The organism is Roseateles sp. GW821-FHT09H10 (assembly GCF_059415865.1).
Genome location: NZ_JBWKOB010000001.1, coordinates 868,156 through 882,537, shown reverse-complemented (window position 1 = coordinate 882,537; position 14,382 = coordinate 868,156). Strand labels below are relative to the sequence as shown.

The window sequence follows — 14,382 nt, the reverse complement described above, 5'->3', positions numbered from 1 at the left end:
CATGGCTCATCTCTTCGGCATCCGCCACCACGGCCCGGGCTGCGCGCGCAGCCTGGTGCGTGCGCTGGAAGCGCTGAAGCCCGATTGCCTGCTGGTCGAAGGGCCGCCTGAGGCAGATGGACTGGTGAGCGCCGTGCTGCAGGCCGGCATGCAGCCGCCCGTGGCCCTGCTGAGCTACTGCCCCGACGAGCCGGGCCTGGCCGTCTACCACCCCTTCGCCGAGTTCTCGCCCGAATGGCAGGCCCTGCGCTGGGCGGCAGCCAACAACGTGCCGGTGCGCTTCATCGATCTGGCGGTCGCGCATTCGCTGGCGATGACGAAAGCGCAGCGCGAATCTGAGGACGAAGCCAAGGACAGCCCGCGCGAGGACCCGCTGGGCGAACTCGCCAAGGCCGCCGGCTATGCCGACGGCGAGGCCTGGTGGAACCATCAAGTGGAGGAGCGCGGCGACGGCGAGGAGCTGTTCTCGGCCATCGCCGAAGCAATGGCGGCCCTGCGCGCCGAGGTCGGCGAGACCGACACCCGCGACCTGCTGCGCGAGGCCCAGATGCGCCAGGGCCTGCGGGCCGCGCAGAAGGAAGGCTTCGAGCGCATTGCCGTCGTCTGCGGCGCCTGGCATCTGCCGGCGCTGCAGGCCAACGTGACCGCCAAGGCCGACACCACGCTGCTGAAGGAGGGCCTGGCCGGCCTGCCCAAACTCAAGGTCGCCGCCACCTGGGTGCCGTGGACCCACCGGCTGCTGACGCGCGCCAGCGGCTATGGCGCGGGCATCGCGTCGCCGGGCTGGTATGAGCATCTGTGGACCCAATCCGCTAGCAGCGGCTCCCGCCGCAGCATCGGCTGGCTGGCCCGCGTCGCCGCGCTGATGCGGGCGCGTGACCTGGACTGCTCGTCCGCCCACCTCATCGAGGCGGCCCGCCTGGCCGACACCCTGGCGGCCCTGCGCGGCCGGCCCGCGCCCGGCCTGGAGGAACTGCACGAGGCCACGCGCACCGTGCTGACCCTGGGCGACGAGGCCATGCTGGCCTTCGTGGCCGACGCCCTCGTCATTGGCGACCGCCTCGGCGCGGTGCCGCCCGACCTGCCCACCGTGCCACTGCAGCGCGACCTGGAGCAGACCCAGAAGAGCCTGCGCCTCAAGGCCGAGGCCTTGCAGAAGACGCTGGACCTGGACCTGCGCCAGCCCAATGACCTGGCGCGCAGCCATCTGCTGCATCGCCTGAAGCTGCTGGACCTGCCCTGGGGCGAGATCGCCCAGGTCGGCCGCTCATCGCGCGGCAGCTTCCACGAGGTTTGGGCCCTGCAATGGCAGCCCGAGTTCGCGCTGCGCCTCATCGAGGCCAGCCGCTTCGGCCAGACCGTGGCCCAGGCCGCCGCCAACCGTGCCATCGAGCGCAGTGCCCGGACCGAAGCCTTGAGCGAGCTGGCTGCGCTGATCGACGCCGTGCTGCTGGCCGACCTGCCCGCCGCCGTGCCCGCCGCGACCCAGGCGCTGCAGGACCGCGCGGCATTGACCGGCGATGCCGGCCAGCTGCTGGCCGCCCTGCCGCCGCTGGCCCAGGTGTTCCGCTACGGCAATGTGCGCCAGACCGACGTGGCCCTGGTGTCGCAGCTGCTGGACAGCCTCATCGTGCGCGGCGCCATCGCCCTGCCGCTGGCCGCGACGGCACTGGACGACGAGGCCGCGGCGGCACTGCGCACCCAGCTGCTGGCCGCCCACTCGGCCGTGGGCTTGCGTGATGCCGAAGCGCAGACCGCCGCCTGGCGCAAGGCCCTGGAGCAACTGGCCGGCCTGCCCACCGCCCACGAGCTGCTGCAGGGCCTGGCCACGCGGCTGCTGCTGGACGGCGGCGACTGGAGCAGCGAGCGTGCCGCCCAGCAGCTGTCGCTGCATCTGTCGGCCGGCGCGGATGCGCCCAAGGCCGCCGCCTGGCTGGACGGCTTCCTGAACCGCAATGCCGTCGTGCTGCTGCATGACGCAACGGTCTGGGGCCTGGTGGACGCCTGGCTGGCCGGCCTGGGCGAAGCCCATTTCATCCAGGTGCTGCCGCTGGTGAGGCGCAGCTTCTCGCAGTTCACGGCTGGCGAGCGCCGCGACCTCGGCCAGCGCGCCGTGCAGGGCGCCGTCGCGGCCAACCCGCAGGCCGGCGCCGACTGGGACGAAGCCCGTGCCGTGTTGCCGCTGCCGACGCTGCGGCTGTTGATGGGGTTGAGCGCATGAGCGACGCGCCGGGCCGTCCCAAGCAAGCTCGCTCCCGCCTGGCGGGACAGGCCGAAGGCCGAAGGGTGCATCCATGAGCGACAGCGAAAGACTGCGCCGCTGGCGCCTGGTGCTGGGTGGTGAAGCCGAGGCGGCTCTCGGCGGCTTGTCCGGCCCGGCCCAGGAGATGGACCAGGCCCTGGCAGCCCTGTACGAAGCCCCCGGCCCCGGTGGCGGCAAACCACGCGACCGCGTCGGTGGCCGCGGAGGCTCGTCGCCCAGCGTGGCACGCTGGCTGGGCGACATCCGCAAATACTTCCCCAGCTCCGTCGTGCAGGTCATGCAGCGGGACGCGTTGGAGCGGCTGAACCTGCGCGACATGCTGCTGCAGCCCGAGATGCTGAACGCCGTGCAGCCCGATGTGCATCTCGTCGCCCAGCTGATCTCGCTGTCGCGCGTGATCCCGGCCAACACCAAGGAGACGGCCCGCCTGGTCGTGCGCCGCGTCGTCGACGAGCTGCTGCGCAAGCTCGAGGAGCCCATGCGCTCGGCCATCACCGGCGCCCTGGACCGCAGCCAGCGCAACCGCCGGCCGCGCCATGCCGAGATCGACTGGCACCGCACCATCCGCGCCAATCTGCGCCACTGGCAGCCCGAGCACCGCACCATCGTGCCCCAGCAGCTCATCGGCTACGGCCGCAAGGCGCGCCGCCCGCAGCGCGAGGTGGTGCTGTGCATAGACCAGAGCGGCTCCATGGCCAACTCCGTCGTCTACTCCAGCATCTTTGGCGCCGTGATGGCTTCGCTGCCGGCGGTGTCGACCAAGCTGGTCGTCTTCGACACGGCCGTGGTCGACATGACCGAGCAGCTCGACGACCCGGTGGAGCTGCTGTTCGGCGTGCAACTGGGCGGCGGCACCGACATCAACGGCGCCGTGGGCTATTGCCAGTCCATCATCCGCGAGCCGCGCAACACCATCCTCGTGCTGATCTCCGATCTCTACGAAGGCGGCGTCGAGGCCGGCCTGCTGAGCCGCGCCGCCGCGCTGGTGGAAAGCGGCGTGCAGTTCGTGACGCTGCTGGCCCTGAGCGACGAAGGCGCCCCGGCCTATGACCGGGGCCTGGCGACCAAGCTCGCGGCCCTGGGCGTGCCGTCCTTCGCCTGCACGCCCGAGGCCTTTCCCGGCCTGATGGCCGCGGCCATCCGTCGCGAGGACATTGCCGCCTGGGCCGCTGGCCAGGGGCTCACGACGTCGCGCTGAGCCTTTCGCGCAGGGCCTGGCCGCCCGCGCCGCCACGCCGCTTGAGCTGGCGGAACAGGGTCTGGCGCGACCCCAGGCCGCTGCGCGCGGCGACCTCGTCCAGCGACAGGCTGGCGTCGGCCAGCAGCCGCAAGGCATGCTCGGCACGGCGCTGCGCCAGCCAGGCCATGGGCGTGCAGCCCCGCAGCGCGCGAAAGCAGCGCACGAAGTGGTATTTGGACAGGCGCGCCACCGCGGCAATGTCGTCCAGCGTCAGCGCATCGGACTGGCTGCTCAGCATGAAGTCGGTGGCCCGGTCGAGGCGGGCCAGCAGCTCGGCATGCTGGCCGCGGCTGAGCGCCGCCAGCGGGCCGCTGCGCCCACGCCAGCCGGGCTCGGCCTCCAGCATGCGCCACAGCAGGGATTGCAGCCTCTCCTCCAGCCAGGCTTCGTCGTCGGCATCGCCGAGACGCTCGCCGCGGCCGGCCAGGATGGCATCACGCAGCCCGGTCAGTTCGGCGCCGAGCCGCCCTTCGGCGGGGCGCAGATGCTCCGCGAAACCCAGGCCCAGCGCGCCCGTCTCGCCGTCGGCCGCCAGGACCCGGGGCAGGCTCTGGCGCGCCGCATGGGCGATCTCCTCGCCCATGCCGGGCCGGAAGAAGACCCCGAAGCTGAGCACCGGCTCGCGGCTCCTGATGCGGGCGCCGTAATGGCCGCCCTGGTTGAGGATCAGGCAATGCGCCTCATCGACACGCAGCCGCCGCCCGGGCAGCAGATAGTCCTCGCCCTCGCCGCCCCAGGCGCGCTTGATGGACAGGGTCTGGGTGTGCGAGGGGAATTCCACATCCTGCGACCAGCCCATGACGATGGCGTTCTCGCGGCCCCAATGCTCGGCGAACCATTGCCGGAAGCCGGCATTCGCGGCCGTCAGCGGCCGCGGCGCCAGGTCGGGCAGCTCGCGCAGGATCATGGACCCAGTCTAGACAGGGCCGGCCCGGCAGCGTGAAGTCACGCCGCGCAATTTCTGCAACACCACGTCGCGGGCGGCGGGCCTAGGCTGACGCCATCCCATTGCCTGCCACACCCATGCGCAAATTCCTCGCCGCGGCCCTGTTCGCCACCCTGCTGCAACCCGTGCAGGCCGCCGCCCCGGCCGACCTCTTCGACTTCTGGGTCGGCGACTGGGTCGTCACCTGGAAGAACGCCAACGGCAGCCCGGGCCAGGCCCGCAACCGGGTCAGCAAGATCCTGGGCGGCCAGGTCATCGAGGAGGACTTCACGGGCGATCCGGCCGTCAAGCCGCAGCTGCTGGGCCGCTCGCTGTCGGTGCGCGACAAGGCCGGGCTGTGGCACCAGGCCTGGGCCGACAACCAGGGCGGCTTCTTCGCGCTGACGGGCAGTGCCGAGGGCGAGAGCCGCTACTTCAGCACCGCCTTCCAGCAGGTCGGCGAGCAGCTGCAGGGCAAGCGCATGCGCTTCTACGACATCCAGGCCGACAGCTTCATCTGGGACTGGGAAGGCAGCAACGACGGCGGCAAGACCTGGTCGTTGATCTGGCGATTGCACTACCAGCGCACACGGTCTTGAAGTCGTCCCTAGACTGGGCGGGTTCCCATCTCCCGGCCCGACCATGCCCTTCTCGACCTGGCTGCTGTTCTGCGGCGTCGCCCTGCTGACCTGCTTCTCGCCCGGCCCCGGCGTGCTGCTGGCCATCTCCAACTCGGTGGCGGTCGGGCCGCGCCACACCATGTTCAGTTCGCTGGGCAATGCGGCCGGCCTCTTCATCGTGTCGGGCGCGGCGACGGCCGGCATGGGCGCCCTGCTGGCCGTGTCGGCCTCGGCCTTCCTCGTCGTCAAGATCGTCGGCGCCGGCTATCTGATCTATCTGGGCATCAAGCAGTGGCGCAGCGCACCGCTGCGACTGGATGCGACGGCCTCGGCCCACCAGCCGACGACGCCAGGCAAGCTCTTCCTGCAGGGCCTGGGCGTGGCCGTCACCAATCCCAAGGCCATCCTGTTCTTCACGGCCCTGTTCCCGCAATTCCTGGTGCCGGGCGGGTCGCTGCTGCTGCAGACGGTGCTGCTGACGGTCACCTTCACCGTGCTGGCCCTGGTGTCCCATGCCTTCTATGTCGGCCTGTTCCGCACGCTGCGCCGCTTCCTGACCGAGGCCCGGCATCTGCGGCTGTTCAACCGCATCTCGGGCGGGCTGTTCGTGCTGCTGGGCCTGAGCCTGCTGCGCCTACGCAACCGCGCGGCTTGAAGCCAGCTCCTCTTCGCGCAGCCGCAGCACGCGGCGCTGCACCTTGCCCGTCGTCGTCATGGGCAGGGCCTCGATGAACTCGATTTCCTTGGGGTACTCGTAGGGCGCCAGGCGGGCCTTCACATGGGCCTGCAGGGCCTCGACCAGCGCGGCCGTGCCCGCATGGCCGTCGGCCAGCACGACATAGGCCTTCACCAGCGCGCCGCGCTCGGCGTCGGGCTTGGGCACGACGGCCGCATTGGCCACCGCCGGGTGCTTGAGCAGGCAGTTCTCGATCTCGCCGGGCCCGATGCGGTAGCCGGCCGCCTTGAAGACATCGTCGGCCCGGCCTTCGTACCATAGGGTGCCGTCGCGGTCGCTGCGGGCCAGATCGCCGGTGCGGCACCAGTCGCCCGTGAACTTGGCCTGGGTTGCGGCGTCGTTGTTCCAGTAGCCGAGGAAGAAGACCGGGTCGGGTACGCCGTGGCGGTCGAAGGCGTTGACGGCCACCTCGCCGGTCTCGCCGGGCGCGCAGACATGGCCCTCGTCATCGATGACGGCCACGCGATGGCCGGGGTAGGCCCGGCCCATGCTGCCCGGCTTGGCCGGCCACAGGGCCTGGCAGTTGCCGACGACGTAGTTCATCTCGGTCTGCCCGAACATCTCGTTGACCGGCACGCCCAAGGCGTCGCGGCACCAGCTGAACACGGCGTCGCCGACGGCCTCGCCGGCGCTCATCAGCGCGCGCAGCTTGAGCGCGTGCCGCTTCGGACGCGGCTCGGCCTTCATCATGGCTTTCAGCGCGGTCGGAAACAGGAAGGCATGCGTGACGCCATGGGCCGCCATCAGCTCAAAGGCCTTGGCCGCCGAGAAGCGCCCCTGGTAGGCGACGATGGGCCGGCCGAAGTAGAGCGTGGGCAGCAGGGCGTCCATCAGCCCGCCGGTCCAGGCCCAGTCGGCCGGGCTCCAGAAGACGGCGTCGGAAGGCTTGCCCGCATCGAAGGGATCGAAGCCGAACCAGTTCTGGCTGGCGACAAAGCCGCTCAGATTGCCGATCAGCGCGCGCTGCGGAATCAGGGCGCCCTTGGGGTTGCCGGTGGTGCCGCTGGTGTAGATCAGGATGGCCGGGTCGTCGGCCTGGGTGGCGACGGGCTTGAAGCGGGCTTCTTCCGCCTGCAGGGCCTGCATCCAGGGCAGCTCGTCGCAGTCCACCGGGCATTCGCCGACGACGAGGATGCGGCGCAGCGCCGGGCAGCGGGACTTGACCTCGCGCAGCCCAGCCAAGGCCTCGCAGGCGGCGATGGCCAGCACGGCGCCGCTGTCCTGCAGCCGGTATTCCAGGGCCTCGGCGCCGAACAGCAAGGACAGCGGCATGGCGACCGCGCCGATCTGCTGGATGGCGATATGGGCGACGGCCGTCTCGAAGCGCTGCGGCAGCACCATGGCGACGCGGTGGCCGCGGCGCACGCCCTGGTTCAGCAGGGCATTGGACAGGCGGTTGGCGGCCCGCTGCAGCTGGCCGTAGCTGTAATGGGCGCGGCAGCCGCTCTCGCTGTCGAAATGGATGGCAGTGGCGTTGGGCGTCTCGCGCGCCCAGCGGCCGCAGCAGGCCTCGGCGATGTTGAAGTCCGCCGGCACCTGCCAGCGGAAGGCGCCGTGCAGCTGCTCGTATCGGTCTTCCGCCATGGGCCACCCCCGGTTGGGACAAGGGGGCGAATGCTAGCCAGCCCTCAGGGCGTTGATCTCATGGATTGCCCGGATTCGGGCCGAGCGCTGGGCCGCTCCCGAGCCGGCCCGCTCTGGCGAGTGCTTGCCGGTCGAACCGGCATGCATCGCCGTCCCCTCGGGGGACCGACCAGCCTGGCCCGCGTTCAGCGCGGCCAGCTGGGCGAGGGGCTCACAACCCCAGCCAGGCGGAGGGCGACCACATGCTCGGGCGATCCCCGTCAGCGTAGCGCTCCAGCGCCTCGCCGGTCAGGCGGCAGATGCGCCAGTCGGGCATGACGTCGGCTCCCAGACCTTGGTAGAAGCGGATGGCGTCCTCGTTCCAGTCCAGCACCGTCCAGTCGAAGCGGCCATAGCCCCGCTCGCAGGCCAGTTGGGCCAGCTGGATGATCAGGGCCTTGCCCAGGCCGCTGCGGCGGTGGGCGGGGCGCACATAGAGGTCTTCCAGGTAGAGGCCGGGCTTGGCCAGGAAGGTCGAGAAGTTGGTATAGAACAGCGCGAAGGCGACGACCTCGCCATTCACCATGCCGACCAGGCATTCCGCCGCGGGTTCGTCACCGAACAGATGGGGTTCCAGCTTGTCTGGCGTGACCTCGAGCAGATGGGTCAGGTTCTCGAACTCGGCCAGCTCGCTGATCAGCTGGACGATGGCTTTCAAGTCGCGCGGCTCGGCGGCGCGGATGTCGTGGCGGGGTGCGGGCATGATGGCCCCATTGTCGGCGGACTGCCGTGTCCTACAGTGCGGATATGCCCGATGTCTACACCCCGCGCCGCGCCCATCGCAGCGAATTTCTGAGCCTGCGCGGCCTGCGCCACCACATCCTGCGCTGGGGTCAGCCCTTGCCGGGGCGGCTGCCCCTGGTCATGGTGCACGGCTGGATGGACGTCGGCGCCTCCTTCCAGTTCGTCGTCGACGCCCTGGGGCAGGAGCGCGAGGTCATCGCCCTGGACTGGCGCGGCTTCGGCCTCAGCGAGACGACGGGCGCCGACTGCTACTGGTTCCCCGACTACCTCGGCGACCTGGATGCCCTGCTCGACGCCGTCAGCCCCGGCGCCCCCGTCGACCTGCTGGGCCACAGCATGGGCGGCAATGTGGCCATGAGCTATGCCGGGGTTCGCCCCCAGCGCATACGTCGCCTCGTCAATCTCGAAGGCTTCGGCATGCCCGACATCTCGCCCGCCGCCGCGCCCGAGCGCCTGGCCAAGTGGCTGGACGAGCTGAAGGACCCGCCTTCGCTGCGGCCTTACGCCACCCTGTCCGACGTGGCCGAGCGCCTGCGCAAGAACAATCCCCGCCTGGCTGCCGACAAGGCCGCATGGCTGGCCAGTCATTGGTCGCGGGAGACGCCCGAGGGCTTCCAGCTCAATGCCGACCCGGCCCACAAGCTGGCCAATCCCATGCTTTACCGCAAGGCCGAGGTGCTGGCCTGCTGGCAGCGCATCAGCGCGCCGACGCTGTGGGTCGAGGGCAGCGACGACCAGCTGACCCGCTTCTGGGGCACGCGCTACCCGCGCGCCGACTTCGAGGCCCGCCTGGCCCTGGTGCCCGACCTGAAGCAGACCGTGCTGCAGGACGCCGGCCACATGCTGCACCACGACCAGCCCGAGGCGCTGGCCGCCGCGATCGAAGCCTTCCTGGCCGCATGAGGCGCACGACGGTCGCGCTGCTGATGGCGCTGGCAGCCGCTGGCGCCCAGGCCAGTTGCACGCGCGAACTCAGCGTCGGCATTTCCGAGCTGGGCTTTGGCGCCTTCGTGCAGGACGGCCAATGGCAGGGCATGGCGCCCGACCTCATCGCCGAACTGGCGCGGCGCAGCGGCTGCAAGCTGAAGCTGGCGCCGCGGCCGCGCGCCCGCGTGCTGCTGGAGTTCGAGCAGGGCCAGCTGGACATCATCACCTCGGCCATGCAGGCCCCCGATCGCGACCGCATCGGCCAATTCCTGCCCTATGCCTATGCCGAGCTGGACCTCGTCTTCATCGGCGACGCGCCGCCGCGCACGCTGGAGGAGTTCCGCCAGCGGCCCGAGCTCAAGCTGGGCACGGTGCGCGGCGTGCGCGTCGGCCAGATGAAGGAGGCGGTGGATGCCATGCTGGCCTCGCGCCAGGCCGAGTACTCGCCGGATTTCGACAACCTCGCCGCCAAGCTGGCCGCGGGCCGGCTGCAGGCGGCCATCATTCCCAACGTCATCCACGCCAAGATGCGCCGCGACGGCCAGCTGCCGGCCCGGTCCGTCACCATCGACCTGCCCGAGGGCCCGCCCGAGGTCATCGGCCTGTATCTGAACCGCGCCAGCATCCCGGCGGAAGACGTGCAGTTGCTGCAGCGCCATCTGGAGGGCATGCGCCGCGAGGCCTGGGTGCAGCAGATGTACACCCGCTATGTCGGCGAGGCCGAGACGCGGCGGCTGTTCAGGGGCGAGGGGGCTCGCTGATTTCCACGGGCAGCTCGGCCTCCAGCCTGTCCATCGCGCGGGCGTAGCCGATGACGATGGCGCAGAAGCCCAGCAGCGCGCCCTGCGAGGCCAGCCAGAAGGCCAGCGGCCAGCCGAACACCTCGACGCTGAGCTCGCGGGCGAAGAAAACCGGCGCGAAACCAACGACGCCCCAGGCCAGCAGCAGACCCACCGTGAGGCGGCGGGTGCGACGCCAATAGTCGTCTCGGGGCGGGGCATTCATCGGCGCGATTCTCACCCATGAGAAAATCCGCTTTTTCGCCAAGACAAGACGTGCCCTGACATGGACATCGAACACATCAACCAAATCGGCAACAACCTCGCCGACCTCGCAGCGCGCACCGACGCGCTAAGGGGGTATCTTTGACTTCGATCGCAAGGCCCTGCGCCTGAACGAAGTCAACGCGTCGCTCGAGAACCCCAACGTCTGGAACGACCCCAAGCGCGCCCAGGAGCTGGGCAAGGAAAAGCGCACGCTGGAGACCGTGGTCGAGACGATCACGCATCTGACGACCTCGCTGGCCGACAACGCCGAGCTCTTCGAGATGAGCAAGGAGGAAGGCGACGAGGCCGGCATGCTGGCCATCGAGGCCGACGCGGCCACGCTGCAGGCCAAGGTCGAGGAACTCGAGTTCCGCCGCATGTTCAACAACCCGGCCGACCCGAGCAACTGCTTCATCGACATCCAGGCCGGCGCCGGCGGCACCGAGGCCAACGACTGGGCCGGCATGCTGCTGCGCCAGTACCTGAAGTATTGCGAGCGCAAGGGCTTCAAGACGACGATGGAAGACGAGTCGCCGGGCGACGTGGCCGGCATCAAGAGCGCCACCATCAAGGTGGAGGGCGAGTACGCCTTCGGCCTGCTGCGCACCGAGACCGGCGTGCACCGCCTGGTGCGCAAGAGCCCCTTCGACTCGTCCGGCGGCCGCCACACGTCCTTCGCGTCGCTGTTCGTCTACCCCGAGGTGGACGACTCGATCGAGATCGACATCAACCCGGCCGATGTGCGCACAGACACCTTCCGCGCCTCGGGCGCCGGTGGCCAGCACATCAACAAGACGGACTCGGCCGTGCGCCTGACGCACATCCCGACCGGCATCGTCGTGCAATGCCAGGACGGCCGCAGCCAGCACAGCAACCGCGACGTCGCCTGGCGCCGACTGCGCTCGCGCCTGTACGACCATGAGATGAAGAAGCGCATGGAAGAACAGCAGAAGCTGGAAGACACCAAGACCGACGTCGGCTGGGGCCACCAGATCCGCAGCTATGTGCTGGACCAGAGCCGCATCAAGGACCTGCGCACCAACTACGAGACCTCGGCGACGCAGAAGGTGCTGGACGGCGATCTCGACCCGTTCATCACCGAATCCCTGAAGCAGGGCGTCTGATGAAAATGGGTTTTGCCCTGGCCATGGCAGTCGCCATCACCGGCCAGGTGCTCTACCACTTCATGCAGAAGCAGGTCGCGCCCGGCGCCCATCCGGTGCTGGCGCTGATCGCCTTCTACCTGGGTGCAGCCGCCCTGAGCCTGCCGCTGTTCCTGCTCTTCCCGCTGCAGGCGCCGCTGGCGCAGGCCGCGGGCGACCTGGGCGGGGCGGTGTGGGGCGTGGCCCTGTCCATCGTGCTGATCGAGCTGGGCTTTCTGCTCGCCTACCGGGCGGGCGGTACGCTGTCCAGTGCCTTCGTGCTGTCGGCCTCGGTCGTCACCGGCGCGCTGCTGCTCATCGGCATGCTCGTCTTCAAGGAGGCCGTGAGCCTCAAGCAATTCGCCGGCCTGGTGCTCTGCCTGGCCGGCATCTGGCTGCTGTCGGGCAACCGAGCAGCCCACTAAAAGGAAACTTCATGCGTGAAGGTAGTGCCCCCCTGATCCAACGCCTGGACTACCAGCAACCGGCGTTCTGGATCCGCAAGGTCGACCTGAGCTTCGATCTCGATCCGGCCAAGACCATCGTCACGAGCAAGATGCAGGTCGAGCGCAATACGGCCGTGGCCCACGGCCCGCTGCGCCTGCATGGCGAGGAGCTCAACCTGCTGCGTGTGCTGATCGACGGCAGCAGCGTGTCCTTCCGCCAGGAAGGACACGAGCTCATCATCGAAGGCGCGCCCGACGCCGACTTCGCGCTCGAGATCCGCAACACCACCTGCCCCGAGAAGAACACCGCCCTGTCCGGCCTCTACACCTCGGGCGGCAGCTTCTTCACGCAGTGCGAGGCCGAGGGGTTCCGCCGCATCACCTATTTCCTGGACCGCCCGGATGTGATGGCCGTCTACACGGTCACGCTGCGCGCCGACAAGGCCCGCTTCCCCATCCTGCTGGCCAACGGCAACCTGACGGACAGCGGCGACCTGGACAACGGCCGCCACTTCGCCGTCTGGAGCGACCCCTTCCCCAAGCCCAGCTATCTGTTCGCCGTCGTCGCCGGCGACCTGGTCGCGCGCGAGCAGCGCATCCGCACCCGCGCCGGCAAGGACCATCTGCTGCAGGTCTATGTGCGCCGCGGCGACCTGGAGAAGACCGAGCACGCGATGAACTCGCTGATCGCCTCCATCGTCTGGGACGAGGCCCGCTTCGGCCTGCCCCTGGACCTGGAGCGCTTCATGGTCGTCGGCGTGTCCGACTTCAACATGGGCGCCATGGAGAACAAGGGCCTGAACATCTTCAACACCAGCGCCCTGCTGGCCTCGCCGGCCACGGCGACGGACGCCGACTTCGGCCGCATCGAGTCCATCGTCGCCCACGAGTACTTCCACAACTGGACCGGCAACCGCGTCACCTGCCGCGACTGGTTCCAGCTGTCGCTGAAGGAAGGCCTGACCGTCTTCCGCGACCAGGAGTTCTCCATGGACATGGCCGGCACGCCGTCGGCACGCGCGGTCTGCCGCATCCAGGACGTGCGCCAGCTGCGCGCCCTGCAGTTCCCCGAGGACAGTGGCGCCATGGCCCACCCGGTGCGCCCGGACAGCTACAGCGAGATCAACAACTTCTACACGGCCACGGTCTACGAGAAGGGCTCCGAGGTCGTGCGCATGTACCAGACCCTGGTCGGCCGCAAGGGCTTCGAGGCCGGCATGAAGCTCTACTTCGAGCGCCATGACGGCCAGGCCGTGACCTGCGACGACTTCGCCGCGGCCATCGCCGACGCCAACCCCGGCTCGGCCCTCGCCACGCGCCTGGACACCTTCAAGCGCTGGTACGCCCAGGCCGGCACGCCGCGCGTGACCGCCCGCGGCGAGCATGACGCCGCCGCCCGTACCTTCACGCTGCGCTTCACGCAGCAGACCCCGGCCACGCCGGGCCAGGGCGACAAGCAGCCCCAGGTCATCCCCGTCGTCATGGGCCTGCTGGACCGCCACGGCACCGCCCTGGCCGTCAACGCCAACGGCGACACCGAGCAGGTGCTGGTGCTGGACCAGGCCGAACAGACCTTCGTCTTCGAGAACATCGACGCCGAGCCCGTGCCTTCGCTGATGCGCGGCTTCTCGGCGCCCGTGGTGCTGGAAGACGGCCTGTCCGACGCCGGACTGATGGTGCTGATGCGCCATGACAGCGACCCCTTCAACCGCTGGGAAGCCGGCCAGCGCCTGGCGCTGAACCGCATCCTGCACTCGCTGCGTGCAGGCCAGCCCCTGGTGCTGAGCCCCGTCTTCATCGAGGCCATGCGCGCCATCCTCAACCACGCCGAGCTGGACCCCGCCTTCAAGGAACTGGCCCTGACCCTGCCCGGCGAGGCCTATATCGCCGAGCAGCTCGACGTCGTCGACCCGCAGGCCATCCATGCCGCCGTCATGGCCGCGCAAGCCCAGCTTGCCAGCGCCCTGCGCGACGACTGGGCCGCGGCCTTCGAAGCCAACCAGATCGCCGGCGGCTACACGCCCGACCCGGTCTCGTCCGGCAAGCGCGCCCTGGCCAACCTGGCCCTGTCGATGCTGGTGCTGGATGCCCAGGCCACGGGCGACACGGTCTGGCCGGGCAAGGCCTACCAGCGCTTCAAGGACGCGTCCAACATGACGGACCGCCTCGGTGCCCTGGCCGCCCTGGTCAACGCCAACGCGGAGCTGGCCAAGCCGGCCCTGGAGCGCTTCCATGCGCTGTTCAAGGACGACGCGCTGGTGGTGGACAAGTGGTTCGCCCTGCAGGCCCGCGCACCCGAGGCCGATGGCCGCGTGTTCGCCCGCGCCAAGGCCCTGACCAAGCACGCCGACTTCACGCTGAAGAACCCGAACCGGGCCCGCAGCCTGCTGGCCAGCCTGTGCATGTTCAACCCGGCCGCCTTCCACCGCGCCGACGCTGCCGGCTATGTGTTCTGGGCCGACCAGGTGCTGGCCGTCGATGCCATCAACCCGCAGCTCGCCAGCCGCATCGCCCGCGCGATGGATCGCTGGGCCGTGCTGGCCGAGCCCTATCGCGCGGCCGCCCGCGAGGCCGTGGCGCGTGTCGCCGCCAAGCCCGACCTGTCGAGCGACGTGCGCGAGATCGTTGAGCGCGCCCTGGCTTCCGGAGAGAAAGCATGACCCCCACGCA

13 protein-coding genes are annotated in these 14,382 nt (G+C 69.9%); 9 read left to right on the top strand and 4 right to left on the bottom strand.

What is annotated here, in order from left to right; genetic code table 11:
* The first annotated feature begins 1 nt into the window (after window position 1).
* Entirely contained in the window at window positions 2-2,221 is a 2,220-nt protein-coding gene (locus AC07OY_RS04005) for a DUF5682 family protein (RefSeq protein ID WP_495041232.1), read from the top strand.
* A gap of 73 nt (window positions 2,222-2,294) precedes the next feature.
* A complete protein-coding gene (locus AC07OY_RS04000) occupies window positions 2,295-3,461 on the top strand; it encodes a VWA domain-containing protein (protein WP_495041231.1) in 1,167 nt (388 codons plus the stop codon).
* Here AC07OY_RS04000 and AC07OY_RS03995 read toward each other — a convergent pair.
* Window positions 3,445-4,410: a helix-turn-helix transcriptional regulator gene (locus tag AC07OY_RS03995; RefSeq protein ID WP_495041230.1), complete on the bottom strand. Its 966-nt coding sequence runs from the start codon at window positions 4,408-4,410 to the stop codon at window positions 3,445-3,447. The two genes, AC07OY_RS04000 and AC07OY_RS03995, sit on opposite strands and share 17 nt — an antisense overlap.
* Before the next feature lie 116 nt (window positions 4,411-4,526).
* On the opposite strand from AC07OY_RS03995, the gene AC07OY_RS03990 reads away from it, so the two are divergent.
* Both AC07OY_RS03990 and AC07OY_RS03985 read left to right on the top strand, forming a co-directional pair.
* Complete coding sequence (locus AC07OY_RS03990; RefSeq protein WP_495041229.1) at window positions 4,527-5,027, top strand: hypothetical protein; 501 nt, start codon at window positions 4,527-4,529, stop codon at window positions 5,025-5,027.
* Window positions 5,028-5,070: 43 nt separating this feature from the next.
* Entirely contained in the window at window positions 5,071-5,703 is a 633-nt protein-coding gene (locus AC07OY_RS03985; protein WP_495041228.1) for a LysE family translocator, read from the top strand.
* Here AC07OY_RS03985 and AC07OY_RS03980 read toward each other — a convergent pair.
* Entirely contained in the window at window positions 5,683-7,368 is a 1,686-nt protein-coding gene (locus AC07OY_RS03980) for an acetate--CoA ligase (protein WP_495041227.1), read from the bottom strand. The two genes, AC07OY_RS03985 and AC07OY_RS03980, sit on opposite strands and share 21 nt — an antisense overlap.
* A 211-nt stretch (window positions 7,369-7,579) precedes the next feature.
* Complete coding sequence (locus AC07OY_RS03975; RefSeq protein WP_495041226.1) at window positions 7,580-8,110, bottom strand: GNAT family N-acetyltransferase; 531 nt, start codon at window positions 8,108-8,110, stop codon at window positions 7,580-7,582.
* A gap of 44 nt (window positions 8,111-8,154) precedes the next feature.
* On the opposite strand from AC07OY_RS03975, the gene AC07OY_RS03970 reads away from it, so the two are divergent.
* Both AC07OY_RS03970 and AC07OY_RS03965 read left to right on the top strand, forming a co-directional pair.
* Complete coding sequence (locus AC07OY_RS03970; protein WP_495041225.1) at window positions 8,155-9,054, top strand: alpha/beta fold hydrolase; 900 nt, start codon at window positions 8,155-8,157, stop codon at window positions 9,052-9,054.
* Window positions 9,051-9,839 carry a substrate-binding periplasmic protein gene (locus tag AC07OY_RS03965; RefSeq protein ID WP_495041224.1) on the top strand — a complete coding sequence of 263 codons (789 nt, stop codon included), beginning with the start codon at window positions 9,051-9,053 and terminating at the stop codon, window positions 9,837-9,839. The genes AC07OY_RS03970 and AC07OY_RS03965 overlap by 4 nt, the downstream gene beginning before the upstream one ends.
* Here AC07OY_RS03965 and AC07OY_RS03960 read toward each other — a convergent pair.
* Window positions 9,817-10,083, bottom strand: coding sequence for a DUF4212 domain-containing protein (locus AC07OY_RS03960; protein WP_495041223.1), 267 nt, complete (start codon window positions 10,081-10,083; stop codon window positions 9,817-9,819). The genes AC07OY_RS03965 and AC07OY_RS03960 overlap by 23 nt on opposite strands.
* 60 nt (window positions 10,084-10,143) lie before the next feature.
* Here AC07OY_RS03960 and prfB point away from each other — a divergent pair.
* The 3 genes from prfB to pepN all read left to right on the top strand — a co-directional run bounded on the left by prfB (window position 10,144) and on the right by pepN (window position 14,372).
* Window positions 10,144-11,248 (top strand): peptide chain release factor 2 gene (gene prfB / locus AC07OY_RS03955; RefSeq protein ID WP_495041222.1). Its coding sequence is split into 2 segments (ribosomal slippage): window positions 10,144-10,224 and window positions 10,226-11,248, totalling 1,104 coding nucleotides; the frame shifts between segments, so codons are not numbered across the junction.
* Window positions 11,248-11,691: a hypothetical protein gene (locus AC07OY_RS03950; RefSeq protein ID WP_495041221.1), complete on the top strand. Its 444-nt coding sequence runs from the start codon at window positions 11,248-11,250 to the stop codon at window positions 11,689-11,691. Before prfB ends, AC07OY_RS03950 begins: the two co-directional genes overlap by 1 nt.
* Window positions 11,692-11,702: 11 nt before the next feature.
* A complete protein-coding gene (gene pepN / locus AC07OY_RS03945) occupies window positions 11,703-14,372 on the top strand; it encodes an aminopeptidase N (protein WP_495041220.1) in 2,670 nt (889 codons plus the stop codon).
* Window positions 14,373-14,382 lie beyond the last annotated feature (10 nt).